The organism is Salinivibrio sp. VGrn1, from assembly GCF_009377995.1.
In the GTDB taxonomy this organism is placed as follows: domain Bacteria; phylum Pseudomonadota; class Gammaproteobacteria; order Enterobacterales; family Vibrionaceae; genus Salinivibrio; species Salinivibrio siamensis.
Map to the genome: position 1 here is coordinate 478,514 of NZ_SATA01000002.1, position 26,911 is coordinate 505,424.

The window sequence follows — 26,911 nt, forward strand, 5'->3', positions numbered from 1 at the left end:
ATCAGGAGAAGCGTGATGGAGCAATTAAATAACGTTTTAGAGCAGTGTGACGCGGTATGGGAAGACTGGAACGATCAAACCGTTGCTGGCCGCATCACTTTATTACAGCGGTGGTCTGAAACCGTTGCCGCACGGGGCGATGACTTTGCCCAAGCGGCGAGCATGATCCGTTTTCAGTGCGACAGCGCAGAGCGGCTGCTCAACAAAGTACATGAATTACCAGGGCCAACGGGGGAAACTAACGAGCTCTATACCGCCGGGCGTGGCACCGTCGCGGTGACGGGCGATGCCTCGCTGACGTCCGTTGCCTTATGTGGCCAGTTAGCCGCCGCCTTGGTCGCTGGTAATTGTGTGGTAGTGAGTGTTGAGGGCACTCACGCTGATATGGTCGACGCTGTACTGGCCGACCTCATTAAAGCCGGATGCCCAGACCGTGTGGCGGTTCGCGTTGGTATTGACGCGCTCAGCGATCTGCTGGTTCATCCGCATATCGTCGGGTTGGCAACGACAGGGGAGGACGCACATGTGCGGCATGTCAATCGCCAGCTCGCACAACGTAAGGGTGTGATTGCCACACTGGTTGCGGAAACTGACACGGCTGACTATCCCGTGATCGGCACGCCTGACTATGTGTTGCGTTTTGTGACCGAATGCACCCGAACCATAAATATCACTGCTGTAGGTGGTAATGCCACGCTTCTGGAACTCGGCAGTGGTGAACATTAACTTTCCAGAAATGGCCCCGATTGGGGCCATGTAATTGAGGGACAGATATGATAGACAATAGCTATGCCATCAGTGCAACCTTTCTGGCATATCTCATCATGATGCTTGCCATTGGTGTATATGCCTACAAACGCACATCCAACTCCGAAGACTACTTCCTCGGGGGGCGTTCTTTAGGCCCATGGCCTGCTGCATTGTCAGCGGGTGCATCAGATATGAGTGGTTGGTTGCTGCTTGGCCTTCCTGGCTATGCCTACGCTGCGGGAATGGAATCACTTTGGTTAGCAGGCGGTTTGCTGTTAGGGACTTACCTGAACTGGTTAATTTGTGCCAAACGCCTGCGTACATACAGTATTGAAGCAGATAACGCATTGACGTTACCGGAGTTTTTTGCCCGCCGTTTTGAAGATAAATCAAAACTGCTGCAAACCATCTCTGCTTTCTTCATTTTGCTTTTCTTCCTTTTCTACACCAGCTCCGGCTTGGTTGCAGGCGGCAAACTCTTCACCACGGTGTTTGGGTTTGATTACACCACTGCGGTGGTGATTGGCACCATCTGTGTTGTGTCTTACACCTTGTTCGGCGGCTTCTTGGCGGTATCTTGGACTGACTTGGTACAAGGTTTGTTGATGGCGGCAGCCCTGCTGATTGTGCCTTTCGTGATCATGGACGGGAGCATCTTTAAGCTTGGCAGCGATGTGGCGGCTGTTAACCCTGAGTTGATGACGCTTTGGCGTGATGTTGAGGGCGAGCCGCTATCTTGGATCGGCATTGTATCGCTGGCCGCATGGGGACTGGGTTACTTTGGACAGCCACATATTTTGGCACGTTTCCAAGCCACCCGTTCAAACAAAGACATCACTACCGCGCGCCGTATTGCCGTTGGTTGGTCTGCGCTGTCAATGTTTGGTGCGGTGCTTATCGGGCTGGTGGGCATTTTGTACGTACAAAACGACATGACCGGTGACCTGAAGGATGGCGAGAAAATCTTCATGCTTCTCGTTAACGCGGCATTCCATCCTGTTATCGCAGGTATCCTGCTTGCCGCCATTTTGGCTGCGATCATGAGTACCGCGGATTCACAGCTACTGGTTTCGTCGTCTGCGTTAGCGGAAGATTTCTATAAGCAAGTGTTCCGTCCTGATGCTTCTACGCAAGAAGTGGTGATGGTGGGTCGCGGCGCTGTTATCTTACTCTCGGCGATTGCGCTTGGCTTAGCGATGGATCCAGAAAGCTCAGTCCTCGGCCTCGTGTCGTATGCATGGGCGGGCTTTGGGGCTGCCTTTGGCCCAGCACTGCTGCTCAGTCTGTTCTGGCGTGACATGAACCGTAACGGTGCACTGACGGCGATATTGGTCGGCGGCGTGACAGTTGTGGTATGGAAACAGCTTTCAGGCGGCATTTTCGATTTGTATGAAATTGTTCCTGGCTTTATCTTTGCGGGATTGGGCGCGATTGTGGTGAGTAAAGCAACCGGTGGCCCAAGCGAGTCGGTATCAAAACAATACGAGTCTTATGAAAAGAGCTTAGAAACCATGGCCTAAGCCTTGGCCATAAAGCCTCTATTCAAAGCATCGTATAAAGGAGCGCATTCGCGCTCCTTTTTCTTTGGCGTTCACGTTTAGGATGGCTGTGACTCGTGTTCGCTACGTTGGCGCACACAGTTCCGTCCGTCACGCTTGGCACGGTACAAGGCTTGGTCAGCTTGCTTGAGGCCATCGACATAATCGGTAGCCTGATGATTGCCAGCCACACCAATGCTGACCGTCACTTTTAATGACGGCGCAATGTCGTCAAGGGTCAATGCCGCGATACGACGGCGTAATCCATCAAAGTAGCGATAACTATCGGCCGGTGTCCCTGCAAACAGTAACGTAAATTCCTCGCCGCCCCAGCGGGCGATATGACTTAATTGCTCGCGTTCTTTATCTAAAAAGCTTCCGATTCGTTGGATAATCTGGTCGCCAACCAGGTGTGAATGCTGATCGTTGATGCGCTTAAAATGATCAATATCTAGAATCGCTACTTGCAAGGGCTGCCCCGACTGGTTGGCTTCATCAAAGGCCAGGTGCCAGTATTCGTCAAAGGCGCGTCGATTCGCAAGGCCGGTTAATGCATCCTCTTTCGACATACGTTCAAAATCGTCAGCTTGCGCTTGTAGCGCGTGTGTTTTCTCTTCCACCAGCGCTTTGAGCTGCGCCTCTTTTTGTTGCATTCGGCGGATTCGCCACATAAAGGCGCCGTAGGCGAGGGTGACTAAGGCCAAGAACCCCAGCGCACGTATATCTGACCGTTGCCAAAGCGAGGGGGTCACACTGAAGCGATAGCTAAGCACATCATCACTCCAGTTGCTATAGGGGTAGCGAGCACTGACTTTAAAGGTGTAGTCACCCGGTGGTAAATTCGTATATTCGGCAATATGGTTTTCGTGACGGTAGGCCCATTCAGACTCAAAGCCCTCTAGTTGGGTGCGGTACTGGATTTGTTCTGGCATGGTATAGCCAAGCGCAGCATAGGAAAAGGAGACGCGATTGGTACCAGCAGGAGCTCTGTTGCTCGCCTCTGGGTTAATCGCTTGGCCATCAAAGTGCACGTTCTGCATCACGATCGGCAAGGGCTGGCTGAGCATCTGTGACAATCGAGCGGGTTTAACACTCGTCACGCCTTGAGCGGTGGCGAAGACAATATCGCCTGCCGCGGTTTTTGTCGCCGCAGGATTAGAGCCGCCGTTAGCCTGACTATTCAGCATGCCATCGCTTTGATCATAGTGCTCAAAGTCAATACGCGCGCGGGTTTTATCCGCCACTTGATGCGCGTGATGATAGTTGACCCGCCAGATCCCTCGGTTACTGGACAACCAAAAACTTTGGTCATCGCCTTTGATGATTTGAAAGAACTTATCAATCGGTAGGCCATGTGGTCGGCCGACTAACGCGAGTTGGCTATCAGATTGCCGATAACGGACAATACCCCGATCAGTGGCCATCCAAACGTAGCCAGGCTCGTGAAAAAAGCCAAAAACATACTGCGCTTGCTCTTGCTCGGTGAAATCGAGCGGCGTGATGGTCTCATTGATCAGATACCCGGCTCCGCTGCCGGTGCCTATCCATAGCTTGCCCGTTTCATCGAACGTTAACGACATAATATAGTTGCCGGGTAGGGCACTATTTTGACTATTGTAGTGTGCACGCTTTTGATAAACGGTTGACGAGTGCGCGGGTTGACTGCCTGGTAGAGACGAAAACGTGACCAAGCCACGTGGTGTGCCCACCCATAATGCACCATCACGTTCGACAATCGCCCTGACTTCATTGTCAGGCAATTGATCGTTCAGTGTTTCGGCGGGAGTGAGCGAGCCTTGCTCCCAATAATAGAGGCCTTGTTGATAGGTGCCTACCCAGACGCCACCTTGTGCTCGAGGCGCGAGACTGAGCACCGATATGTCGTCGGCTAATATTTTGGCATTACCTTGTACGATATCAATTTGGCTTAACCCCTCACTGGTCCCTGCCCACACCGTATTTTTATCGTCAGCAAGTACGGTGCGTACATAGTCACCGGCTAGCCCATTGTCTTTAGTCAGCGTCACAAAAGGTGCGTATCTAAGCCGCATTGCACCGCCGTTAGTGCCTATCCAAATACTGCCCTCATTGTCTTCAAACCAGGATAATATCCGGTTGTTGGGCAGGCCGCGGTGATCGTCGAGAAAATCGATATGTTGGTCTTTCATGTGAGCAATACCGTGGCTAAGGGTCCCGAACCAATAGGCGCCACGGCTGTCTTGTTCAACCATGGTAATCGCTTGGTGGAGTAGCTCACTCGCCAGTGGCGTCCAGCGACTGTTTTTATAGCGCCAAGCGCCATTTTCGGAGCCGACTAGGAGGCTCCCATCCTGACCACTCGAGACATAAAAGGCTTTGCGAAACAGGTTGTGAAAAGAGAGAGGCGTCGCGCCGTTTTGCAAAGACAGTTGGTAGACCCCTTTTTCGGTGGCCGCATAGACTTGACCATCGGCGGTCTGGGTCAAGTGATAGCTACTGAGGGTATCGATAAATGTCTGTGGGGTGGGGTCGGGTTGCGAGAGCTGTTCAGGGGCGTAGTAAGCAATCCCCATTCCCTCTACGGCTAACCATAAGCCACCTGTCTGGTCATGGAGCGCATCATTAATGAGGCTGGGGGCTGTGGGAAGGCCCTGCCACGAAAAGCCTTGTCGCATCACTAAGCTGCCTCGTGCCCCTCCGGCATAAAGTTGATTGTCAGGCCCTGTCGCCAGGGCGCGCGTCCCTGAATCTTTCATTTGTGTATCAGGGCCGCGGTCAAAGCGCACAAACTCTAAACCGTTATAACGTGCCACGCCCTCCCAAGTGGCAAACCACAAGTAGCCGTCAGTGGTTTGGGCAATGGCATTGATGCTGTTATGCGGCAATCCGTTGGCAGAGGTCCAGGTTTCAATAAAATAATCAGACAATTGGTTATCCTTGGCATAACTGGGCGTGATATGCCCTGCCAAACCTAACCAACAAAAAAGCGTAATACACACGAGACGTCGGCCTAGTTGTGGGGAAATATGTCTCAGCGTGTTCCTTAAGTGCATCTTTTGTTCTTTGCTCCGATTCCGAGTAGACTGGCGATTCTATCTTAATCACTGTTTATTTCTTGGACATAATGGACAGGTTTTGACAACAAATTGAGAATGATCACACTAGCGATACAAAGATCACGCAGGCCTGACAGCTCATGATGCAATTTATGGTGATTCGCCAGCAGTTATTAGCGCAAATTGATCGCGGTTTATTGGCGCCGGACAAAAAACTCCCAGGTGAGCGCCAGCTTGCAGACACCTTTTCCACTACCCGTGTCACCTTGCGAGAGGCACTTGCAGTGCTTGAGGCGGAAGGACGCATATATCGGCGAGAGCGACGTGGCTGGTTTGTGGCGCCCACCCCTTGTGCGTATGATCCCAGCCAACTCGTCGATTGGCAGCACAATTTCTCTCAACACGGTGGCCAATTTGCTTGGTTATCGCAAAAGACGCCCATGGCGTCGGCGTCGGTGAGTGATCAGATGCAATTGCCTCCATTTGCTCAGGTCTTCGAGGGAGAGGGACTGATTCAGATCGCACAGCTCCCTGTTGGCTTTGTGCGTACGTATCTCCATCCTGATTATTTCCCCAGCATCTGGCAAACTGGCGACCAAGCAACGTTGTTAAACACGCCAGCCGATGCGGATGTGTATTGGTCGAGCACATGGGAAGCGCTAGACAGTGAGCGTGCTAGTGTATTGGCCGTGCCTGCTGGTACGCCAGTGTTAATGGTGACCCGAGAGTGGCACATCCAGCACGCCCACGGGGGCCAGACTATCCGGATTGATACGGAGTGGTGGCGGCAGCATGCGGTGACACTCTGTGGTTGCTCAGCGCGTGATGCTCAGGCTGGCCCTGTGAAAAAACGAGAGTAAGTCTTCACTTTTAAACAGCCGAGTCACCAAAGGGTGCACCGTAGTGGGTACATTGGGGTTGGGGTTAAAGTGGATGGTACGCATCTCGGCATTGATCCCCGCTTGTATGCCCTTGTTGGTGTCATCGATGAACACACACTGGGCAGTGGGGCATGCCATATTCATCGCAGCGTAGTGAAGAAGATCCGGGGCCGGCTTCCAGCTGTTAGTATCAAAGGCACTGAATAAGCGATGCTCAAAATAGGACAACAGCTTGGTGAGTTGAAGTGCATGGGCCATTTTTTCTACGGGGCTATTTGATGCGACACAAACATCAATCCCTTGCTGTTCAAGCGCCTGTAAGACGGTTTCAATGCCCTTTACTGGCGCTAACTCAGCCTCGAAATACTGACGACATAAGTGTCGAAAACGTGGCTCGAGTTGATCAATAGGAATATGTGCGCCGCTTCGCTCGCAGGTTTGCTGAAGGACATCGGTCAGTTTTCCGCCCTCAAAATGATCGAGCGAGTCTTGCAGGTCAACACGCACACCAAAGGTAGAGAAGGTTTCTACCAAGGCTTGGTGGGATAATCTCTCTGAGTCAACTAAGGTTCCCTCGCAATCAAAAATGACGCAATGAATGGGGGGATCAAATGGATGTTGCGGCATAGGTGCTCCCTTCAATCTCTCTTTGTATCCTTGGACGAGAAAAAAAAATCAACAAGTCAGTGACACGGGAAATGCCAACTGTGTCTTGCATTCTTGCCTTTTTCGTTATCAAAATTAGTCAGGGATCGACTTTTCATTAGCAAGGACAAAACCGATGCGTTATCAACATCAATGGTTAAAGGGTGGGGCGATCGATTTGCCCGTTGGACAGGTGGTGTGTGTAGGACGTAATTATGCTGCCCATGCGCGGGAGCTTAACAATCCTATTCCGGACGAACCTGTGCTGTTTATGAAACCGCCGAGTGCAATCCAACCTCTGGATGACAAGCTGGCGATAGTGGCGTCATTTGCCCCCGTTCACTACGAGACCGAGTTGGCGGTGCTAATCACCAAACCTTTATTTCATGCCACTAAACAAGCCGTTGAAGACGCCTTGGGCGGGATGACACTGGCGCTGGACTTGACCCGTCGTGAAACGCAAAGCCGCTTAAAACAAAAAGGACTGCCTTGGGAGCGGGCAAAAGCATTTGCGGGGAGCGCAGCGGTTGGACGTTTTGTGTCGGTGCCTGATGATTGGCGTGAGGTCGCCTTTTCATTGTCTATCAATGGCGAGATGCGGCAGCAGGGAAATAGCGCGACCATGTTAATGCCCGTGATCACGCTTATTCAGCATATAAGCCAAACATTTTGGTTGAGCCCAGGCGACATTGTGTTGACGGGCACCCCTGAAGGGGTTGGTGTGCTGGAAAACAGCGACCTTTTATCGCTGTCGCTTGAGGGACAACACCTTGCCCAAACCCAGGTAGTAGTTCAGTCTGATGAGGCTTTTACCCAAGGAAAGAGTGCTTGACGCTCTTCGTGGGTCAGTGCTGAAACACGGGCAATGTTACGCGCGGGGATCTGTTCTGGGTCTTGGCCATAATGGGCGAGCGCGCGCGACATACTGGCCTCACGGATTAAGTGAAAGCATGGATAGGGTGAGCGATTGGTCAAATTCTCGCTATCTTCAGGGGTGCAGCCTTCAAAACAGTAGTCGGGATGAAAACTGGCAACTTGGAAAACTCCCCGCCAGTGGTAGTGGTCAATCATCGCCTCGGTAGCATCGACTAAGTCGAGGTAGTGATCAAAGTCAGCGAGTGCGTTGGGCACCACGACCACCGTGGTATCAGTGATGGCAGGATCGGTGTGATCAAGATGGACTAAAGCCTGATAAATCGCGGTTAAAATCTCGGTATCATCTTGGGCGTCACAAATATCAATATGAATTTGTTGTTTGCGACGGGGCTTAGCAGCGAAAGGGCAAAGATTTAGCCCGATCACCACGTCATCTAGCCACGCATTTATGTGTGTTTCTACTGTATTCATCGAGTTGTTGCCTAAATCAGCACACGCACCTAAAAGGCACGCAGCGACGATTATTGTTGTGACTGTGATTGATAGGCTTTGGTGCCCCAAAGAGGAACCGTGGACAAGCTATGCTTAAAGCTGCCGGATGTTTCTTTTGTTGAGTAAGAGAGATACATCAAGGTTTGATTTTTTACATCAAAGATCCGACGAATCTTCATCGACTTGAAGAAAATACTTTTTGATTTTCTAAATACCACTTCACCCGATGCGCTTTTATCGATATTGGCAATCATCTCTGGCGTAATTTCACCGGTTTGACGACAAGAGATGGCGCTATCACTGGGATCAGAAAAGCTTAAGTCAGCTTCGACAGAGGCGACATGGCACGTTACCCCGCTCACCACAGGATCGACAAGATGGTTAAGCTTGATGTCTTTCATGGTAAACATCCCCAAGCTTACGTCCCCAACTTCATCGTTGTCACAACCAGCCAGCGCCGCGGCGAGCGCGACTGCAAATAGCATTTTTTTCATCATCAAAGCCCTTGTTTATCCGTGGCGGGAGTGTATCACAGCCTAGGCGGGAGGAGGAAAAGTGTGCGTTGACCAAGAAGGCCTATGATTGTTGGTCGCCGACAAAAAGATGTAAGTCAATGGCAGGCTGTTCGCTATTACTCGCGAAACTGCGCATCGCCATCTTGACCTGCTAGGGATTTAGGCTCGAACGTCATTAATACTTGGGCGGCATCGCAGTAGCTGCCGGTATCGGCGAATTTTTTTCGGGCTGCAGCAATTTTACGCTCGGCAATGCGCCTAACGTCTTGCGCGTTAGCTTGATTACTAAACGTCATTTGCTGGTTAATCATTTCTTGTCCAAACGTCGATTTGCAAATAGCCTCGTTCTTTCCCGTCAACAGCTGCTCGGCGTTTGATGTATCTTCCGTGTTAGCGTGAGCAAAAATACTCATAAAGAGCGTAAAGACCAAAAATGTTCTCGTCATGCTTCTGACTTCCTATGCTATTTGTTTTAATCTTAGCATTAAGCCGCGACGTCGCCCAATGGCGACGTCGAAACAAGATAAGTGTTTGGGGAAGAGGGGCTTAGGCAGAGATGTCACTTTCGATTGTCGCTTGGCTTGGCTGAGTCTTTGTTACGAAACGCCACTTCTTTACCTCAGAAAGATACCCCAGCGCCGACAGCCAAATGAGTGAGTAAGCGACTAATTCGGTACTTTCTTCCGCAATATTTTTCACATCTCGCACGTAGTTGGCGCCCATCGCTTGTTCCCATAACTCGCCCATACCAAATAAGCGCGAATACACGAGTAATAGCGCTAACGCGATCATTAAAACCGTGCTGTGTCTTGAATGGATTGCGTGCGCAAGGCTAGTGAGGGTCTCTCGCCAGTGTTTCAAAGCGGGCCAAATGGCGAGCCCCGTTACAATGAGTGCCGGTACTTTCCAAAAACCATGCATCACCACATCAAGTGTGGCATCCAGTTCTCGGATCATTAATACCAAGAAAAAGGCACTCATAAGCCCGGCAGCGTGGTGAAGGGATTGACTGAACTTAGCGACACGACGAAACGCAAATACCGTCGCGGCGAGTAGCCCCAGCTGGGACAGCTCAATCAATGATGATTCGGAAGCAACGTTGTGAGAAGCCACACTGTAATGAACAATGCCTGCAATACCAGCGAAGTAAAGGGCGATTATAAAAAATTGTCCGGCGCCTTTAAGCACCGTACGCGCAGCACATGAAGACCGTGGTAATGTCATATTATCCTCAATTCGATAAAACGATCTGCCCGTCCGTAGCAGGTGTCACCACCCTATGTGTGACCCTTATCCCAAAAATGTCATTTGGATTGATAGTACGGTGAGCTTCATTAAACTGCAATAATTTATGTGATCGATGTCACTATATGTTCAGGGAGGCGTCAGGATTGTGAGCATTTGTTCGTCAGGCGTCTCGTTAGGTCGACGCGTTGTCAATAAATTTACACTGTAAATAGAAAATGGGCGAAAGTGGCAAACATCAATGGCGAAAATGAGCAGATAGCTATACCTATGAAATTCAACATTTTAATTGTGTTTTGATAGACAGGCGTAGACAATAAAGTCTGATATTTTAGATAGAGGTATACTCATGTCCACGCTCTCTGCTCGTTGCCTATGCGGTGGTGTCCGTCTTACATTACCTGACACTTTCCTTTATATGGGAAACTGCCATTGCTCTGAATGTCGAAAGTTTACTGGTTCAGACTATTCATCAGTCGGCGGCATAGAGGCAGACAAAGTCTCGGTCACGGCTGGCCAAACGCATATTCGTTATTATGAGAAGAGCGCAGAAACGGTGCTTGCTTTTTGTGGGCAATGTGGGTCGAGCCTTTTCTCTCATAAAATCAATAAGGGGGTGTTCAATATTCGTCTGGGAATTTTGGATACCGCCCCACAATCGGCGCCAAATTTTCATATTCACACGGCGTCGAAGGCACCATGGCATACGCCTAATGAGGCATTAAAACAGTTTGAACATGGGCCGGATTAATTTGGTCGTGTTATGCAGTTACTGATCCGCCCTCTTATCCTGGCTGATACGGACTTGGTGTTCCAGTTTGAACAACAAAACCGTGCTTATTTTGAAACCTATATTGAATCGCGCGGTGAGGCGTTTTATCGCCAAGCAGGCGTTTATGACCACATCTGCGAATTACTTGCCTTACATCAGAAAGGACAACACGTACCTATGTTGATCACGGATGCCGAGGGCCAGCTTTTGGGACGGGTTAATATCAGCCAAATTGATGCGGTATCTTCATCAGGTTCGTTAGGGTATCGCATTGCAGAGCAACATACTGGGAAGGGGGTTGCCTCTCGAGCGGTAAAGTATGCGTTAGAGATCGCGCGCGAGCACGGACTTGTGACACTCAACGCCATGGCATCTACGACCAACATTGCATCACAAACGGTGTTAGAGCGGAATGGGTTTAACCTATGCGATAAAAAATTCAACGTGGCACACGTGGCTGGCGAAGTGATTGACTGTCTTTGTTACCGGAACACATTATCCAGTGTTTGAGTGATGAGCAAGCGACCTTGAGGTGATGGGTTAATCTCCATTATGCACTCGGTTGCTTATTTGGTGCCAATAAAACAGGCTAACGACTAGCGTTGGGACCAAGTTCAATGCCATCATTACGTGGAATGAATTCACACATATGGCGGCATTTGAAAATCCGCCCTGATGACCTAAAAGGAAACATAATGGCTGATTTGAACGGACTAAGCTTGTATCACAAAGAGCACTGCCCATTTTGCCATAAAGTGCGTGCAGTCATGACAGAGCTCAAGTTAGATATTCCGCTGGTGGATATGAACGCTAACGCCGAAGAATGGCAACGCCTACAGACCGAAGGCGGCAAAGGCATGGTGCCTTGTCTGCGTATTGACCAAGGCGGCGAAACACAGTGGATGTATGAATCGGACGACATTATTGAATACTTGCGTGACAACTTCGCGTAATTGAACCAGATGCTGGTTACGAGGGTCGTAGTGATCGATGCGACCTTCTTTTTAAGTATTATTACCTGTATGCCTGCCTCTCCGCCTTCTTCAACGCCCTGTGCACTGTGTCAGCACTCAAAGCCGCTGACCTTCCATCACTTGATCCCCAAAACTTGTCATAACAACAAATGGTTCGCCAAGCGCTTTTCCCGACCCTACATGCGTGAGCACGGTATTTGGGTATGTCGGCCTTGCCATGCTTTTATTCATCGCCAATTCAGTGAAAAACACCTGGGTCGCGTATTACACAGCCTCGACCTTTTACTCGCTGAGCCTGTGATCCAAGACTATGTGACTTGGGCTCGAAAACAGCGAGGTTAAATCATGCCCGCTCGATTCGATTGCGGCCGTTTTCTTTTGCGAGATAGAGCGCGGTATCGGCACGTTGAATGATCCTGTCTTGTGTATCACCCGCCGAGAAGCCCGTATAACCGATACTGATGGTACAGCGTAAGGTTTGTCCGTCGACGTGGATTTCTTCGCCATGTACGCGCTCGACCAAGCGCTTTAGTACAACCTCAGCACCACTCAAATCCGTTTCAGGAAGCAAACAGAGAAACTCCTCTCCGCCCCAGCGACCGTATATGTCATTAGTCCGTGATTCTTCCCGCACAATATTGCCGAAGCGTTGTAAGGCGATATCGCCTGCCCGATGACCAAAGGTGTCATTTAAGCGTTTGAAGTTATCGAAGTCTACGATCGCCAGCGTCAAGGGGTTGTTGTACCGTTCGCAGCGTGCCAGCTCTTGAACGAGAGCGTTGCTGAGGTAATGGCGGTTATAAAGTTGCGTTAATGAGTCAGTATTCGCTTGTATTTCAAGCAATTGTTGCGCTTGTTCGAGTGCTTCCCAATCTCGTAGACGCGCCAGCTCGTGACCGACCCATTCGGCAAAGAGTCGTACCAGTTCATAGTCTTGCGAAATAAAGGGGCGAGTGGGTTCAGGGCTTGAAAAATTTAACGTGCCATAGCGCTCGCCATCAATAAAAATGGGGGCACCGATATATGCTTCGAGGCCGAAATGTTCGTAGCAGGGGTGGGCTTTGATATCGCTTTGCGAAACATGGTGGAACCCTTGCGCCTCATTGGCCTCATAGACGTGACAACAGTATGTTTCTTTTAGATCAAACACCTGTCCAGGCTGCAGGGTGTCATCAGGGTGCTGCGCATATTGTACGGTATAACGCTGACCATGAATGTGGCTGAGTATACCGATAGGCAAATTAAAGTGTTTACAACCGAGAGAGAGAATACGCTCTACGCGCCGGCAAAAATCCAAATTGCGTGCTGACGTGATTGAGTGGAGCTGGTTGAGCGCGGATTCTACTTCTACGCGGGTGCTAATGTCTTGAATAAAAGCCACATACATGGTGACAACTTGTTGCTCATCGCACACTGGCCCACCATGTGTTTCGCCTAAAAACACATGGCCATCGGCGGTCTTATATCTCACCACATAAGCATCGTAGTATGCGTGAACTGAGTGGGTGTTAAAACGATCTTTGCCCGTTGCGGTAAAGTCTTCTTGCTCGGCGTAAAGAATGCGCGTGCTAGCGCCTTTTACATCCGCTAGGCTGCAACCAAATAGGGCTTCTGCTTCGGGGTTTAATAGTTGTATACGGCGATTTGTATCAGCAATAACAACCGCCGTATCGAGATGGCGAAAAAGCGAGGGCAGTAATGTGACAATATGCTTGTACTGGTCAATGGGCTGATTCACTGCTGGGCTCTGTACGTCTATTTGGCTTAGACTAAGCGTAGTACAAATCCCAGCAGCTCGCGCTCGCTGAGGAGATTAGGCGGAGAAACAGGTTATACCGTGAAGGTAAATACGTTAGCCATCGACATCGCAATATTGTTGTCGTAATACGCTGCTTCATTAATGAAGTGCGGATAGGCCGTGTAGTCGCCTTGCCATGTTAATTCTTTGCCATCAAAACACATAAACAGTGGGTCACCGGGCTTTATCGGCTGAAAGTCTTTGTCTTGAACGTGCTGGTGCACCATACCAATACGTTCCCCATGCTCATTTTGTGGTAAATGCAGTGTCTCTTTGTAACGGTACGCGGTGACGTTTTTAGGCAGTGCTGGCACCTTATCAATATTAAACAGATGCACGAAGTCCAAAATGTGTGTCGTCATTTCTTGCATCGATTCCATTACATCATGACGCAGTACCGATTGGGGCTGTGGGCCTACCTCAACGATCACCCCTTGTTTGCCGATCGAGCATAAAAATGCATGCTGAATAGGTTCAATATGATCTTCGACTAAGATGATGGCATCGGGCATACGCTCACTAATATAAGCGGCGAGCTGCTTATTGAACGTATCAAGTGTCAAGAGTATCAGTGTGGGTCCCATGTTGCTGGTGGTGTTATGCAGGTCGATAATAAAATCGACGCGCGGATCCCCTTTAGGGCCTAATTGTTGGTTGAGGGCTTTAGCGCGACTTTGCTCATAGTTTGCCAAGCTGTAGTCAGCCAGTAGTTTAGGATCGAATTGGCGGTTAAGGTCGCAGTCTAGATAGCGTTTGTTGGCGCTATAAGCAGGGGGGTTCGCAAAGACATGTTCGGTGGAAAAACTATCGCGGGCTGTGATTGCTGGGTTGGATTGCCACTGTTTTAGTGCGTAAACACCGCTAAACTCATTACCGTGGGTGCCACCAACAATAGCAACGTTACTAAACCGACTCATGAAAGCTCCTGATATGTGAAGAATAATCGCATGGATTTGTCTATTTAGACAGCTTAGCACTAACCATTCGATAGGTTAATAGCATAATTTTTCTTTATTAATGCTTTTCTATTCACTTGATCGCGAGTTGGTAGTGGAGGTCCTATGCTTTTTCGAGTCAGTTCACACTTCAGCTGAGTGGAAATCGTTAGCCTAGCGGAAGACGATACAAAGAGGTGAACAATGAAAACGGTATTTCCTGAGCATTTTTTATGGGGTGGCGCTGTAGCGGCTCATCAAGTTGAGGGGGGATGGGATTGCGACGGTAAAGGCGTCAGCATTGTGGATGTGCTGACCAAAGGTGCCCATGGTACACCGCGCAAAATTACCCAGCGTGTTGAAGAACATGAAGCCTATCCGAACCATGATGCTGTGGACTTTTATCATCGCTACCGTGAAGACATTGATCTCTTTGCGGAGATGGGGTTTAAGTGTTTTCGCACGTCTATCGCGTGGTCGAGGATATTTCCTCTTGGTGATGAGATCACGCCGAATGAAGCGGGCCTTGCCTTTTATGATGACCTTATTGACTACCTATTAGAGAAGGGGATTGAACCTGTCATTACGCTTTCTCATTTTGAGATGCCCCAGCACCTTGTCACCCAATACGGGGGCTGGGCTCATCGAGATGTGATTGAGTTTTTCGTGCGGTTTTGCGAGACCGTAATGACTCGCTATCGCGACAAAGTCTCCTATTGGATTACCTTTAACGAGATCAACAACCAGATCAACTGGGACTATCCGCTATTTGGCTATTGTAATTCAGGTGTGGTTTTTACCGAGCACGATCATCCCGAACAGAGACTCTATCAAGTGCTACATCATCAATTCGTCGCCAGCGCCAAAGTGGTGTCTCTAGGGCATGTGATTAATCCGGATTTTAAAATAGGTAGCATGATCCACATGATGCCGTTGTATCCGGCGAGTTGTCACCCTGATGATATGTTGGCGTCACAGCAAGCGATGCGTGACAAATATTTATGCAGCGATGTGCAGTTGCGAGGCCACTACCCACACTATATTTGGCCGCAATGGGCCAGCAAAGGGATCGAGGTCAACATGCATCAAGAGGATGCAACGATTCTTAAAAACGGCTGTGCAGACTTTTTGGCGATCAGTTACTACATGACGAATATCGTAGATGCCAACCCGCCAGAAGAAGATGAAAATGCTTTATTCAGTGCAAGCCGATTGAATCCGCATCTACCCGCTTCGGACTGGGGCTGGCAAATTGATCCCAAAGGTTTACGCTTTGCGCTTTCTGAGCTGTATGAGCGTTACGAAAAACCGATTTTTGTGGTGGAGAATGGGCTTGGCGCGACAGATAAGCGTGAAACCTCAGGGGAAATCAATGATGATTACCGAATCAGCTATTTATCACAACATATTGAGGCGCTCGCGGATGCCATTTGGAAAGATGGCGTTGAGGTGATTGGCTATACGCCATGGGGCTGTCTCGATTGTGTGTCCTTTACCACGGGCGAATACCGCAAACGCTATGGTTTCATCTACGTTGACCGTCATGATGATGGCAGTGGCGACTTTTCTCGCCATCGTAAAAAGAGCTTTTACTGGTATCAAAACGTGATTAAGAACAATGGTTTGATAGAGTAAAGGCTCTGGTAGAATCGCCGTAAGACGAGAAGGGACGCCTAGTGCGTCCCTTTTATAACTATCGGTAAAGTCATTGCATCGAGGTATGCGATTTTTACCGTTTTAGCGCTAAAGCCTCGCCCGCCAATGGGGAGAAATTAGAGATTGGGTTGGTAGTCGACCTCAATCACTTCTCCATATTCAATCCCTTGCTCACGATAACCCACTAAGCTCTCAATCACGTTAAAATGCGCGATAACCGCAATTGTATTGTAGGCTTTATAGGTGTCGAGCACAGATGTCACTCGGCGATATAACGCGGTCGCGGACTCATAACCTGCATTGGTCACTTCATTTCCATTGGCAAACAGTTCTCGGTACTCAATCCAGCGTCGATCGCGCTCAGAAAGAGGAATATAGCTCCCTTTGATATCCGCTTGCCACTCGCGGAGGTCATGCTCGACAAACAGTTCTTTTTGCAATTGCCGGTTGAGGATTTCTGCTGTTTGTAAGGCACGTGTGTAGGGCGAGGAGAGGATGATGTCTGCGTGTTGTAAACTCGGGTGATCGGCTAGCGATTGAATAGCGGGAATACATGCACGTTGGAGTGGTGCATAGTCTTTTTCCAGTTGGCTCATTTGGCGAGCATCGGCCAAAGAGTAATCGGTTTTTCCGTGACGGACAAAGACGACTTTCATAGGGCTTCCTTTTCTGCGTCGACAGCGTCTGAAGCGTTGCTTCTTGAGTCGGTGACATTTTTATTATCCGGATAACGAGGCGAGACACCCGCTTGGCGGGTGGTCAACATATCGCTTACGAGGGTTGTAGCATACCGTCATCGGACTGTCATGACTCACCCGTGGGATTGAGAGGAGGGCGTGAGCAAGCTCGCTATTTTTCTCTGGTTTGATCTAATATTTTGGTGCGATCACGGCCTTCTTCTTTGGCTTGATATAGACGCTGATCAGCCATTTCGAGTAGGTATGAGTCCGTGGTTTCGCGAGTTGGGAGCGTAATAATGCCACCGATACTGACAGTGATTTTGTCACCATCTGGGTTTTTCTTGTGCTCGATATCAAGCTTGGCAATTTCAGCGCGAATGGTTTCGGCCAGCTGAGTTAACTTCGAGGCATAGCGCGTTGAGAGCGTGATCGCAAACTCCTCGCCCCCAAAGCGTGCCACGGAACCATGAAAGCGTTCCGTTTGTGTAAGCAGCACGCGCGCGATTTGGGTGAGAACGTCATCGCCTTTGAGGTGACCGTATTCATCATTATACGCTTTAAAATGATCGACATCGATCATCATGACGGCGACAGGTAACCGGCTGGCGATGCCATGTTGGATATGGTTTTTGAGCTCACGTTTAAACGGTCTTCGATTACTTAACCGGGTGAGGTCATCGGTTTCTGCTTGTACTTTCAACTTTTCATTGGCGACAATCAGCTCTTCTTGTAGCTCTTCCATGGCGTAATGGTTTCGTTCACGGATCATCACTTCACTGATGGCGGTGGCGAAACGTTTTAAAAGCAATGTCTTATTGTTATCCCAGATGAAGGGTAGACGGCGATTTGCCACTGTAATCATACCAAAGCTTTTTCTACCGTCGGTTAGCGGAAAAGCGGCAAACGATAAAATATGCCGTTGGCGCAACCAAGAGCGCTCGTTAATTGCATTATCGCCGAGCTGGCCGACATGGGGAACGACCAGTGCGTCGGTATCAGCCAGCCACCGTTTTATCATGTGCATATCGCTTAAATCGACGGTCTGGGGGGCAAAATCAATCTCTTGTGGCCAGTAACAACGACGTTCAGCGCGGAATGCGTCAAAGGCATACCAGCCAATCGCCTCAACGCCGAGTAATGACGCCATATCGGGAAAAATTTTCTCTACGTCTTCAGTAATATATTGCGAGTCTGCACGTAAAAATTGAATTGAAATATCGGCCAGTAGAGAGCTAGCGTTTGATTGCCAATTGAGGGCTTTGGTGCGTTGCTCGACTTGCTCTTTCAATAAAGTTTGATGTTGACGAAGTTCACGCTCTGTCACGCGTTTTTGTAGAAAGTCGTCTCTGATACGCGATTGCATCGCATTGATTGAGCGAGACACTTTACCTATTTCGTCATTACGTTGAATCAACGAGAGCGGCACACTCGTTTGGTTGGCCTTGTCGGTTTGGTAGTAATCGAGCGTATTTGAAAGCTGTTGGAGTGGGCGCGAGCACAGCCGATGGATAACCCACAAAATCAGCAGAGTGATGATAAAGGTTTCAGTAAAATGGACGACAGCGACAGGCACGGCGCCTGTGAAGGCATCGCGTTTAATCGCACTGCGATCGAGCACAATGTTCAGGGTGCCAATATTGTTACCTTGAACGCTCAACAATGACTGATGATTGGCGTCACAGTCCTCACTGGTATTATTGACTTCAGTGATGTGTGTGCCATCAACACCTTTTACCTCGACGCGACAAATGGTGGGGATCATCGACAATCCCTTTACACTGCGGCGCACAAGCTCTAAATCAACGACCCACAATGCATGGCTAATCACGCGAGCCGAGTTATGGCTCCTGCTCTCTACCAGTTTTGTGGTCGTAGCCAGTGTGCGCTGGTAGTTGATGTACATCTGCGTCAGTGTACTCCCTACCGCAAACAGTAAGCTAATCGCGAGCACAACGAAGGCGACGCGCGCTTGAAGACCGCGCAAGTTTACATCGCGTTTTATCACTTAGTTATCCATTTGGGTTGTGGTTGAATGACAATGGCTTTCAATCCCTTTCGCCATGTTCAAAAACGAGATTTGATCCCACGCCTGCTCGCGCAACTGTACGAAAAAAGCGGAGCCAGGTTCAATTAAGTGAAACAACTGTCCAGCGCATTGCTGTGGTAACGGCCAACCTTTATCGTGAGCGTAAATGCGGCTCAATGCAAGGCCAGCGGCTTTAAAGTGCCCGCCCCCAAGGGCTGAAATGTCGCCTTTTTCTCGCAAAGAGAGCACGCGCTCGGAGGTATTGACCGTGGCAAAATAGATGTCATCGCCGGGCGTTTTTCCTGCTTGCCGTGCGGCTTTCATCGCGCCAAACGCCATATGATCGTTGGCCGTCCACACATAGCGCACATTTGGGTAGCGTTGCAACAAGGTATGCATTTGCTCTTGGCTGATGGACTCATTCCACTGACCATGAACAACTTGATGTAAGGTAATGTCTGAGCGTTCAACGAAAAAGCGCTTGCCGCCCGCTTCGCGTTGGACGGATGCGGGGGTGGTAAGATCACCTGAAATCATGACGGCTTCGCCGGGCGCATTATCGCCTGCTTGCACCATGGCTTCGGCGATCGCATAGCCTATCGAATGATTGTTGGGAATAATGCTCGGCAGTAAGTATTGTTGCCAATGTGGGTCTTGGAAGAGCTTGGTTTTGGTCTGCTGATCGACATCATTCAAGATAAGTTGTACATAAATAGGATACTTTCTCAGTATAGGAAGTAGGTTTTTGGCCGCCAGCTTTTCATTCACGATGATGATGTAATCAGGGTGGGTCGGTTTACTCAACGTTGCGGCGAGTATTTGACGCACGGCAAAATGATTGCGATCGGCGTGGCGAATCGTTAGGTCAATATTTAATGCTGAGGCAGCGCTATTGGCATATTCATCTACGTCCTGCCAGAAGCTTTCCGTTGCATAACCGGGATTAATAAATAGTACACGGGGCTGAGCCTGTTCAGCATGAATGTGCGTACTGAACATCGTGTATATAGAAACAACACACCACAAAATCAGTCTTCTACACATGTAGGGAAGGGTCCTCTCCATTGGCCACCTCTGTTAAGGATAGCGCATATGTATACGCTTGATTGCGGTAGGTTTATCATTGTCTGTAATTCGTTCAGATAGCCGCTGTTTGACACGTAAATTTTATTGGGCAAGAGAAAGCATATACGGCATCATAGTTATGTAGACTAGAGTGCCAGTCAATGGCGAACAAAATGATAACAATGCAATGAAATCTTACTACGATAAGAAGAAATTTAAGCGGCATTTTCCGATGGATTTTTATGGTGAGAGTGAAGGCTGGCAGTTTGCAGTGCGCGCCTTGTCTCCCACGCAAGTCTTATCGGCGAAAAGCTGGGTGGCGCGATTGAGCTGTCGTCGCCGAGACTTTCGGCTCGTTGATTTGGCGATTGACCGCTTCCACTTTTTGAGTGGCGGCGATGAGCAGATGCGTTTCACGGGGGTGGATTTGGGCACTAAAGTGAGTATTCGCCGGCAAGGGCAAATCGTCACTGTCGACGCCCTTAATCACCGCTATGGTGCTTTGACAGCAAACGTCCAGCCGTCAATTTCAACCGCGTGCATAGAGCCTGCGAGCAAGATCGTACTCTCTTAATAGGCGTCTCCTTGGCGGTTTGCATCAGTGCCATACTGAGAAAAAAGGTGGGAACTCATGACGTTTATTGTGATTATCGTGCTTAGCATTCTTGGTGGTTTGTTGGCGGGTGAGCACTTCCATTCTTATCTTCTTGGGCTAGGCGTCGCCAGTACAGCGGTGGGTGCTTGCTATTGGATCACGTTTCGTAGCAGTCATTACCCCCAGTTTGCGCTGTTTTTGTTGTTGCTCGGGGTAGTCGCTAAGATTGCCGTCACAGCGGCGGGTGTACTGCTCGGGTTAAAACATGCGTTGATCACCTCGCCTTTGGTCTTTTCGCTTTCGTATTTGTTTTTCTTGTTCGCCTCGACCTATTGCTATTTTCGCTATCGTGAATATTGGCTCACGCGCTTGCGTCATAAAGACTTACAGTAAGTACCAACACTGTACGATACCCCGTATGGGCAGTACTTAAAGCAACATATTCAGTTTTCAACGCGGCGGTCTTGGGTTCGCCATGATGAACATTATCACGTTGATTTTGCCGTGCCTTGCCAATAAGGGCAGAATAAAAACAAAAAGAAGAGACTGGGAGAAAGTGTGCACAAATTAGCGGATGACTTACACCAAAAACTTTTTAATGAAGAAGATGCGCGTGCCTGTAAAGACATTGATGGCAGTGCGTGCCGTGAGGTTCCGGGCAATTTTTTCCGCATCATCGTTAGCCAAGGACTCACCAAAATTGGCGACGCGGTATCTAACCCGAAAATTGTCTTGCCAGCGCTTCTCACCGCAGTGGGCGCCCCCTTGGCGTTAATTGGCTTATTGGTGCCAATACGAGAGGCGGGCTCGTTAGTGCCTCAGTTGGGTATCGCCGGTTATGTCCGCCAATTTGCGGTACGTAAGTGGGCATGGGTGGCGGGCTCTGTCATTCAAGGGGCGTGTATCCTAGCCATGGCGATCGCTGCGTTACTTTTAACCGGTCAAGTAGCCGGCTGGAGCATTATCGGCTTGCTGGTGGTATTTAGTTTGGCGCGAGGCTTGTGCTCGGTCGCCTCGAAAGATGTGTTAGGGAAAACCATCCCTAAGCCGCAACGAGGGCGCCTGAACGGGTGGTCGTCAAGCTTGGCGGGGGCGGTGACGATTGCCGCCGGTGTCGGATTATTCAGTGTCTCGGATCAGCAGCATGTGTGGGTCTATTGCGCGCTACTGGCGTTCGGTGCAGTACTTTGGTGGATTGCCGCAGCGGTTTACAGCCAAGTTGATGAATACGAAGGGGCCACAGAAGGCGGTGCCAATGCGCTCACGCATGCGCTTTCTAAACTGCGCTTGTTGGTGGATGATAGACGTCTACGCCACTTTGTGATCACCCGTTCACTGTTACTCTGTTCGGCCCTATCCGCGCCCTATTATGTGCTGTTAGCCAGTCAGCATAGCCAAGCGCTGGCGATCACCACCGCAAGCTTTGTCGCGATTAGTGGCATCGCAAGCTTGTTGTCGGCTCCTTTTTGGGGGCTATTTGCCGATCGCTCCAGCCGCCAAGTGATGATAATGGCTGCGGTGGTGACGGCGTTATTGGGGCTGGTGGTAGTGAGTATTAGTCTCTGGTATCCCGCGCTTTTTTCTTTGGCGTGGGTACTTCCTGGCGTCTACTTTGTCCTGACTATTGCTCACGAGGGTGTACGCCTTGGGCGTAAAACCTACATTGTGAACATGGCCGAGGGCAATCAGCGCACCGATTATGTCTCGGTCAGCAACACCTTGATTGGTTTCGTGCTCTTATTCATGGGCGGTGTCACGGCATGGTTGAGCCAGTGGGGATTAATGGTAGTGATCGCAGTGTTATCGGCGTTGGGTCTACTGGGTGCATTGATGGCGCGCGCACTGCCAGAAGTAGAAAGATAAGTCTGCGGACGGAACATGAAAGAGGCGCTGGTGATCAGCGCCTTTTTGGTTTGGCGTTGCCGGTTAGACTTTAAACTGGCTGACCAGACGTTTGAGCTCTTCGCCTGTCTGATTCAAGTCAGTCGCCGCTTGTGCCGAGTCATTACTGGCGTTAAGTAGCTGGCTCACAATGTCGCGAATCGATACCAGATTACGGTGAATGTCTTCGGTCACTGTGGTTTGCTCCGAGGCAGCCGAGGCAATATAGCTGGTCATGTCATTGATTTGGGTAATGGCATTACTTACCGAATCAATGCCACTACCAATTTCGTTAGATGCCTCTGAGGTTTGTTGGCAAGTATCATTACTTTGCTTCATTCCGTCCACAGCCTGATTAACGTATGACTGTAGCTCATCCAGCATTTCGCGAATTTCGTGAGTGCTCTTTTGCGTGCGGCTTGCGAGGGTTCTCACCTCATCAGCGACCACCGCAAACCCGCGACCCTGTTCGCCTGCACGCGCGGCCTCAATGGCAGCGTTAAGTGCCAGCAAGTTGGTTTGTTCAGCGATATCGCCAATCACAGAAAGCACGCCGGTAATTTTATGGGACTGCTCATTCAGAGAATCCACATGGCTGCTGGAGGTGTTCATTTGCTCAACCAGCGCTTGCATCGAGGTGATCGAGAACTGGACTTTTTCTTGGGCGTGACGCGCATCATCAGTAGCAGCACTGGTGGCATCAGCCACTTGGGTGGCGTTCTGAGACACCTCCTGCGCAGCCGAGCTCATTTGGGTAACAGCGGTGACCACTTGCTCGGTCTCGTTATCATGAGTTTGTAATTGCGTGGCAACCATTTGGGTTTGCTCGTTAATTGTGCGTGCGGTGTGGCTCACTTTCTCCGTGACATCGACCACGCTGCGGATGGTGGTTTGCAGCTTGTCGATAAAGCGATTAAACGCATCCCCAAGCAGCGCAATTTCGTCACTGCCTTTAATTTTCAGGCGTTGGGTTAGATCGCCATCGCCGTCGGCAATATCATTGAGGTTGTCCAGCATGTCTTTCACTGGTGTTGACATCCGTTGGGCAACCAAGGCAACCGCAACAAAGGTAACAACTAGAATAATGATACCTGCAATGATCATTCGAGCAGTTTGTGCCGCTAATGCCTCTTCTGCATTTTCCCGGAAATCGGCAACGCGCGCCTCAATATCGTCAATGTAGGCCCCCGTTCCCAACATCCATTGGCCGTTATTAACCATGTCGGCATAGCCAATCTTTTCGATCAGTTCATCGGTACCCGGTTTTTGATAGAGGTAGGTGAAGGAGCCATCGCCACTTTGCGCCGCGTCGAGCAGGCCTACAATAATTTTGTTGCCCTTAGGATCAGTAAGATTAATCAAGGACTGGCCTTCTAGCTCTGGCTTTAAGGCATGGAATACGTTATTGCCTTGTTTATCGTAAATGTAAAAGTAGCCTGCCTTACCAAAGGTCACTTCACGAAGTGCGTCTTTGACATTTTGTGTGGCATCGCCGCTCGCTTGCTGCGCATTTTTTACCACTGTTGCGGCAATTTCTGTGGCTTCGCGAAGCTGCATTTTTCGCTCATCGATCAATTTGGTTCGAAAAGTGGCAATGTTCTCTTCGACCAGCTCACGCTCGTAATAGGTAGTGATAAACAAAGTCACCAGAATGGATAAGATCAAAGGGACGATGGCAAGCACTAAGAGCTTTCCGCGCAGCATTAACTTCAACATACCGGATACCTTGTGTTAATTGTGGTTTCTCGTTTGCTCAAGTATGGAAGATATCCTTTCCGTTTGCCGCGCAAAAAGCCCTTTTATTTAATATGGATTAGGATGCATCCTGCAATCTATTATGTGTGCCTACATATCTATACAGAAATATTTTTGTTAAACATCTGATTACTCGACGATTAATGATTAACTTGTTAGGGGTGTGTTCACTCCTCTGATCTCTAAAAAATAACCTTTGATTTAGTGGAGTATTCTATCTTTGTCTGTTTTTATAGGCTTAATTTGTTCTTTTATAGATAGTAAGTGCTACGGGAGTGGGTGATCATGAGTCCGAGTTGTGTTGGTTTATCCGTGGGTTAAAAAGCCGTAAGGTAAAGCAAAGTCATTGAAATCGAGGGAATGATGAAACTAAACGCAGACATGGGTGAAAGCTTTGGTGCGTGGACAATGGGAATGGATAGCACGCTAATGCCGTGGATTGATATGGCTAATATTGCGTGTGGTTTTCATGCCTCTGATCCTGATGTAATGGCGGCCACGGTGGCACTCGCATTAAAGCACAATGTGAGTATGGGTGCTCATCCCGGCTACGCCGATAAGCAGGGCTTTGGCCGTCGTCATATTGATCATACCCCAGCACAAATTAGTCACCTCGTTCGCTATCAAATCGGCGCATTACAAGGGATCTGTGCACGCTTTAATGCGCGTCTTGATTATGTGAAGCCCCATGGTGCGCTGTATAACACCATGATGGTGGACAATGATTGCTTTGAAGCGGTGTTGGCTGCGGTGGCTGATACACTGCCCAATACGCCATTAATGTTGCTGGCACTGCCTGATAACCGTCCGCATCGCCAGCTTGCTCAACAAGCCGGTGTACCGCTGATTTTTGAGGCCTTTGCCGATAGAGCCTATCTGGCGTCAGGACAATTGGCGCCGCGCAGTCGACCGGGCGCGGTGTTAGATGACGCCAACGCGATGATTGCCCAAGTGTTGCAGTTATCTCAGCATGGCTCGGTGACAACCCTTGAGGGACAAACGCTCTCGCTTTCGCCGGATACGGTGTGTGTGCATGGCGATAACCCACAATCGGTCGAGGCGATAAAACAACTCAGAAAGGCCTTAACACCATGACACTCAAGGTTGAGCAGGTCAGTGAAACCACGGTAATGATCTGGTTGGACAATAAGATCGATCTTGCCTTAGTCCCACAATTATCTGCGTTGTGTGAGCGAATCCGCCAACACTTTAGCCGTGGTGTGGTTGAGTTAATTCCTGCCTACACCAGTGTTCTGGTGGAAGTAAATGTTCGCTTACTCTCACCAGAAGGGTTGAAAACGTGGGTGATGAATCAAGGCGACTCACTGCGAGTCACCCGTGACGCTGGGAGCGGAAAACAGGTGACGTTGCCGGTGTATTATCACCCCTCGGTCGGGCCCGATCTGGCTGCGGTCGCCGAGTTTGCCGGCGTGAGTGAGCAAGAGGTGATTGCGCGACACAGCCAACAAACTTACACCGTTTGTGCGATTGGTTTTGCGCCCGGCTTTGCCTTTCTTGCGTCGGTGGATGAGACCATAGCCATGCCACGTCATACCACGCCTCGTCATCAGATCCCCGCTGGTAGTGTGGGCATTGCACAACAGCAAACTGCGGTGTATCCGGCGGCTTCGCCCGCAGGCTGGCAAATTATTGGCAATTGTCCCAAGGTGCTATTTAATCCCCGTCAATCGCCCATGATGCCGTTTGATGTAGGTGATACCGTCCGTTTTGAGCCAATGTCAGAGTCTGATTACCGCGCGGTAGGAGGTCAATGGTGGCAGGATTAACGGTGCTTGACCCCGGCGTATTGAGCTTGGTGCAAGACACAGGGCGCTATGGGGTGGGCCAGCTTGGCTTAAGCCAAGGCGGGCCGGTCGATTGCCACGCTTTTGCTTGGGCGAATTATTTACTCGATAACCCCGCCAATACACCGCTTGTCGAGATAACCATGGGTCAGGCACGTTTTCGTGCTGATCACGCCCTTTCGATCGCTATCACCGGTGCAGACATGCAACCTTGTATCAATGGTCAACGTGTGGGCATGTGGCAGACGTTAACGCTGAATACGGGTGATGAACTGAGTTTACGCTACGCACGCCGTGGCTTGCGCGCCTATCTCGCGGTGCGTGGCGGATTGGCGGTAGATGGCGCATTTGGCAGTGTCGCGACGGTGATGCGCAATCAACTCGGCGGCCTGCATTCTGGATTAGGTGAACAGTCGGGAGGCATGGCACTCGCGAAAGGAGAGGTGTTGCCTTGCCGGCCGCATGCGCTGTTGCCGAGGGTGCGTGGTGTGCCGACCCGTTTTATTCCTGACTACAATGCCCTGACCCCACTGGGTCTTGTGCCGGGGTATCAATTTGATAGCTTCAGTTCAGAGGCGCTAACGGCATTTTTTGAGAGCGAATACACGGTCGATCAGCACAGTGATCGTATGGGCGTGCGGCTCAATGGACCGATCGTCGTGAGCAAGCAACCGGGCATTGTTTCCGAAGGCATTGCGCTCGGGGCCGTGCAAGTGCCCCCGGATGGTCAGCCAATTGTGTTGCTCAACGATCGGCAAACACTCGGTGGTTATCCTAAGCTTGGCTGTTTAACCCGTGCCAGCTTGAGCATGTTGGCGCAAACGCCACCCGGTCAGGCCGTGCGTTTTTATCCAGCGCGGCTGGCGGATGCATCGGCGCAATGGCAAGAGTTTATGCAGTTTTTTGACTGGATATAGCCTGCAGAAAATGGATAGATGAGCCTCTGGAAGACAGAGGCTCATAAATGGATAGGCTTTAACGTGCAAGCGACG

General features: G+C 49.9%; 27 protein-coding genes. 15 read left to right on the forward strand and 12 right to left on the reverse strand.

Features of this window, described 5'->3' with window-relative positions; all coding sequences use genetic code 11:
* Positions 1-15: 15 nt before the first annotated feature.
* Both EHW56_RS05125 and putP read left to right on the forward strand, forming a co-directional pair.
* Positions 16-726, forward strand: coding sequence for an aldehyde dehydrogenase family protein (locus EHW56_RS05125; RefSeq protein ID WP_046075581.1), 711 nt, complete (start codon positions 16-18; stop codon positions 724-726).
* Between the two features lie 47 nt (positions 727-773).
* Positions 774-2,270 carry a sodium/proline symporter PutP gene (gene putP / locus EHW56_RS05130; RefSeq protein ID WP_152794435.1) on the forward strand — a complete coding sequence of 499 codons (1,497 nt, stop codon included), beginning with the start codon at positions 774-776 and terminating at the stop codon, positions 2,268-2,270.
* 77 nt (positions 2,271-2,347) lie between these two features.
* Here the strand turns inward: putP and EHW56_RS05135 are convergent, their stop codons facing one another.
* The gene (locus EHW56_RS05135) at positions 2,348-5,194 is read right to left on the reverse strand and encodes a diguanylate cyclase (protein ID WP_172969916.1); all 2,847 of its coding nucleotides are present in this window, start codon (positions 5,192-5,194) and stop codon (positions 2,348-2,350) included.
* A gap of 269 nt (positions 5,195-5,463) precedes the next feature.
* On the opposite strand from EHW56_RS05135, the gene EHW56_RS05140 reads away from it, so the two are divergent.
* Positions 5,464-6,183, forward strand: a complete 720-nt coding sequence (locus tag EHW56_RS05140; RefSeq protein WP_152794441.1) for a GntR family transcriptional regulator — start codon at positions 5,464-5,466, stop codon at positions 6,181-6,183.
* On the opposite strand, the gene EHW56_RS05145 is transcribed toward EHW56_RS05140, so the two are convergent.
* Positions 6,139-6,831, reverse strand: coding sequence for an HAD-IA family hydrolase (locus tag EHW56_RS05145; RefSeq protein WP_152794444.1), 693 nt, complete (start codon positions 6,829-6,831; stop codon positions 6,139-6,141). The genes EHW56_RS05140 and EHW56_RS05145 overlap by 45 nt on opposite strands.
* A gap of 154 nt (positions 6,832-6,985) precedes the next feature.
* On the opposite strand from EHW56_RS05145, the gene EHW56_RS05150 reads away from it, so the two are divergent.
* The gene (locus EHW56_RS05150) at positions 6,986-7,681 is read left to right on the forward strand and encodes a fumarylacetoacetate hydrolase family protein (RefSeq protein WP_152794447.1); all 696 of its coding nucleotides are present in this window, start codon (positions 6,986-6,988) and stop codon (positions 7,679-7,681) included.
* Here EHW56_RS05150 and EHW56_RS05155 read toward each other — a convergent pair.
* The 4 genes from EHW56_RS05155 to EHW56_RS05170 form a co-directional block, all read right to left on the reverse strand.
* The gene (locus EHW56_RS05155) at positions 7,642-8,196 is read right to left on the reverse strand and encodes a DUF1415 domain-containing protein (protein ID WP_152798788.1); all 555 of its coding nucleotides are present in this window, start codon (positions 8,194-8,196) and stop codon (positions 7,642-7,644) included. The two genes, EHW56_RS05150 and EHW56_RS05155, sit on opposite strands and share 40 nt — an antisense overlap.
* 50 nt (positions 8,197-8,246) lie before the next feature.
* Complete coding sequence (locus EHW56_RS05160) at positions 8,247-8,711, reverse strand: CreA family protein (protein WP_108743013.1); 465 nt, start codon at positions 8,709-8,711, stop codon at positions 8,247-8,249.
* Positions 8,712-8,848: 137 nt separating this feature from the next.
* Positions 8,849-9,178, reverse strand: coding sequence for a hypothetical protein (locus EHW56_RS05165; RefSeq protein ID WP_152794451.1), 330 nt, complete (start codon positions 9,176-9,178; stop codon positions 8,849-8,851).
* Positions 9,179-9,278: 100 nt separating this feature from the next.
* Complete coding sequence (locus tag EHW56_RS05170) at positions 9,279-9,956, reverse strand: hypothetical protein (protein WP_152794454.1); 678 nt, start codon at positions 9,954-9,956, stop codon at positions 9,279-9,281.
* 370 nt (positions 9,957-10,326) lie between these two features.
* Here EHW56_RS05170 and EHW56_RS05175 point away from each other — a divergent pair, with 370 nt between their 5' ends.
* The 4 genes from EHW56_RS05175 (at position 10,327) to EHW56_RS05190 (ending at position 12,065) form a co-directional block, all read left to right on the forward strand.
* Positions 10,327-10,728, forward strand: a complete 402-nt coding sequence (locus EHW56_RS05175) for a GFA family protein (RefSeq protein ID WP_077520382.1) — start codon at positions 10,327-10,329, stop codon at positions 10,726-10,728.
* Between the two features lie 12 nt (positions 10,729-10,740).
* Positions 10,741-11,259: a GNAT family N-acetyltransferase gene (locus EHW56_RS05180; protein ID WP_152798790.1), complete on the forward strand. Its 519-nt coding sequence runs from the start codon at positions 10,741-10,743 to the stop codon at positions 11,257-11,259.
* 185 nt (positions 11,260-11,444) lie between these two features.
* Positions 11,445-11,702, forward strand: a complete 258-nt coding sequence (locus EHW56_RS05185) for a glutathione S-transferase N-terminal domain-containing protein (protein WP_025744429.1) — start codon at positions 11,445-11,447, stop codon at positions 11,700-11,702.
* A gap of 9 nt (positions 11,703-11,711) precedes the next feature.
* Positions 11,712-12,065, forward strand: a complete 354-nt coding sequence (locus EHW56_RS05190; protein WP_152798792.1) for a hypothetical protein — start codon at positions 11,712-11,714, stop codon at positions 12,063-12,065.
* A gap of 1 nt (position 12,066) precedes the next feature.
* On the opposite strand, the gene EHW56_RS05195 is transcribed toward EHW56_RS05190, so the two are convergent.
* Both EHW56_RS05195 and EHW56_RS05200 read right to left on the reverse strand, forming a co-directional pair.
* Positions 12,067-13,461 (reverse strand): diguanylate cyclase, encoded by a 1,395-nt coding sequence (locus EHW56_RS05195; protein WP_172969917.1) that lies wholly within the window; start codon positions 13,459-13,461, stop codon positions 12,067-12,069.
* Positions 13,462-13,553: 92 nt separating this feature from the next.
* Positions 13,554-14,438, reverse strand: a complete 885-nt coding sequence (locus EHW56_RS05200) for an aspartoacylase (RefSeq protein ID WP_046075515.1) — start codon at positions 14,436-14,438, stop codon at positions 13,554-13,556.
* Positions 14,439-14,660: 222 nt separating this feature from the next.
* On the opposite strand from EHW56_RS05200, the gene EHW56_RS05205 reads away from it, so the two are divergent.
* On the forward strand, positions 14,661-16,091 hold the full coding sequence (locus tag EHW56_RS05205) for a 6-phospho-beta-glucosidase (protein ID WP_152798794.1): 1,431 nt from the start codon (positions 14,661-14,663) through the stop codon (positions 16,089-16,091).
* Between the two features lie 137 nt (positions 16,092-16,228).
* Here the strand turns inward: EHW56_RS05205 and EHW56_RS05210 are convergent, their stop codons facing one another.
* From EHW56_RS05210 to EHW56_RS05220, 3 genes are all read right to left on the reverse strand, one after another.
* The gene (locus EHW56_RS05210) at positions 16,229-16,768 is read right to left on the reverse strand and encodes a histidine phosphatase family protein (protein ID WP_152798796.1); all 540 of its coding nucleotides are present in this window, start codon (positions 16,766-16,768) and stop codon (positions 16,229-16,231) included.
* Positions 16,769-16,961: 193 nt separating this feature from the next.
* Complete coding sequence (locus tag EHW56_RS15670) at positions 16,962-18,797, reverse strand: GGDEF domain-containing protein (RefSeq protein ID WP_152798798.1); 1,836 nt, start codon at positions 18,795-18,797, stop codon at positions 16,962-16,964.
* Positions 18,798-19,817, reverse strand: a complete 1,020-nt coding sequence (locus tag EHW56_RS05220; protein WP_172969918.1) for an ABC transporter substrate-binding protein — start codon at positions 19,815-19,817, stop codon at positions 18,798-18,800.
* 253 nt (positions 19,818-20,070) lie between these two features.
* Between EHW56_RS05220 and EHW56_RS05225 the strand changes: the two genes are divergently transcribed.
* The 3 genes from EHW56_RS05225 to EHW56_RS05240 all read left to right on the forward strand — a co-directional run bounded on the left by EHW56_RS05225 (position 20,071) and on the right by EHW56_RS05240 (position 22,341).
* Positions 20,071-20,457 (forward strand): hypothetical protein, encoded by a 387-nt coding sequence (locus tag EHW56_RS05225; RefSeq protein WP_052708091.1) that lies wholly within the window; start codon positions 20,071-20,073, stop codon positions 20,455-20,457.
* 57 nt (positions 20,458-20,514) lie between these two features.
* A complete protein-coding gene (locus EHW56_RS05230; RefSeq protein WP_046075510.1) occupies positions 20,515-20,871 on the forward strand; it encodes a hypothetical protein in 357 nt (118 codons plus the stop codon).
* A 165-nt stretch (positions 20,872-21,036) separates the two neighbouring features.
* Positions 21,037-22,341: an MFS transporter gene (locus EHW56_RS05240; RefSeq protein WP_172969919.1), complete on the forward strand. Its 1,305-nt coding sequence runs from the start codon at positions 21,037-21,039 to the stop codon at positions 22,339-22,341.
* A 63-nt stretch (positions 22,342-22,404) separates the two neighbouring features.
* Here the strand turns inward: EHW56_RS05240 and EHW56_RS05245 are convergent, their stop codons facing one another.
* On the reverse strand, positions 22,405-24,075 hold the full coding sequence (locus tag EHW56_RS05245) for a methyl-accepting chemotaxis protein (protein WP_152798804.1): 1,671 nt from the start codon (positions 24,073-24,075) through the stop codon (positions 22,405-22,407).
* A 402-nt stretch (positions 24,076-24,477) separates the two neighbouring features.
* Between EHW56_RS05245 and EHW56_RS05250 the strand changes: the two genes are divergently transcribed.
* From EHW56_RS05250 to EHW56_RS05260, 3 genes are read left to right on the forward strand one after another with little or no spacing between them, the layout of a single operon-like run.
* Positions 24,478-25,209 carry a 5-oxoprolinase subunit PxpA gene (locus tag EHW56_RS05250; protein ID WP_152798882.1) on the forward strand — a complete coding sequence of 244 codons (732 nt, stop codon included), beginning with the start codon at positions 24,478-24,480 and terminating at the stop codon, positions 25,207-25,209.
* Positions 25,206-25,901, forward strand: a complete 696-nt coding sequence (gene pxpB, locus EHW56_RS05255) for a 5-oxoprolinase subunit PxpB (RefSeq protein ID WP_152798806.1) — start codon at positions 25,206-25,208, stop codon at positions 25,899-25,901. Before EHW56_RS05250 ends, pxpB begins: the two co-directional genes overlap by 4 nt.
* Positions 25,886-26,836 carry a biotin-dependent carboxyltransferase family protein gene (locus EHW56_RS05260; protein ID WP_152798808.1) on the forward strand — a complete coding sequence of 317 codons (951 nt, stop codon included), beginning with the start codon at positions 25,886-25,888 and terminating at the stop codon, positions 26,834-26,836. Before pxpB ends, EHW56_RS05260 begins: the two co-directional genes overlap by 16 nt.
* Positions 26,837-26,911: the final 75 nt, after the last annotated feature.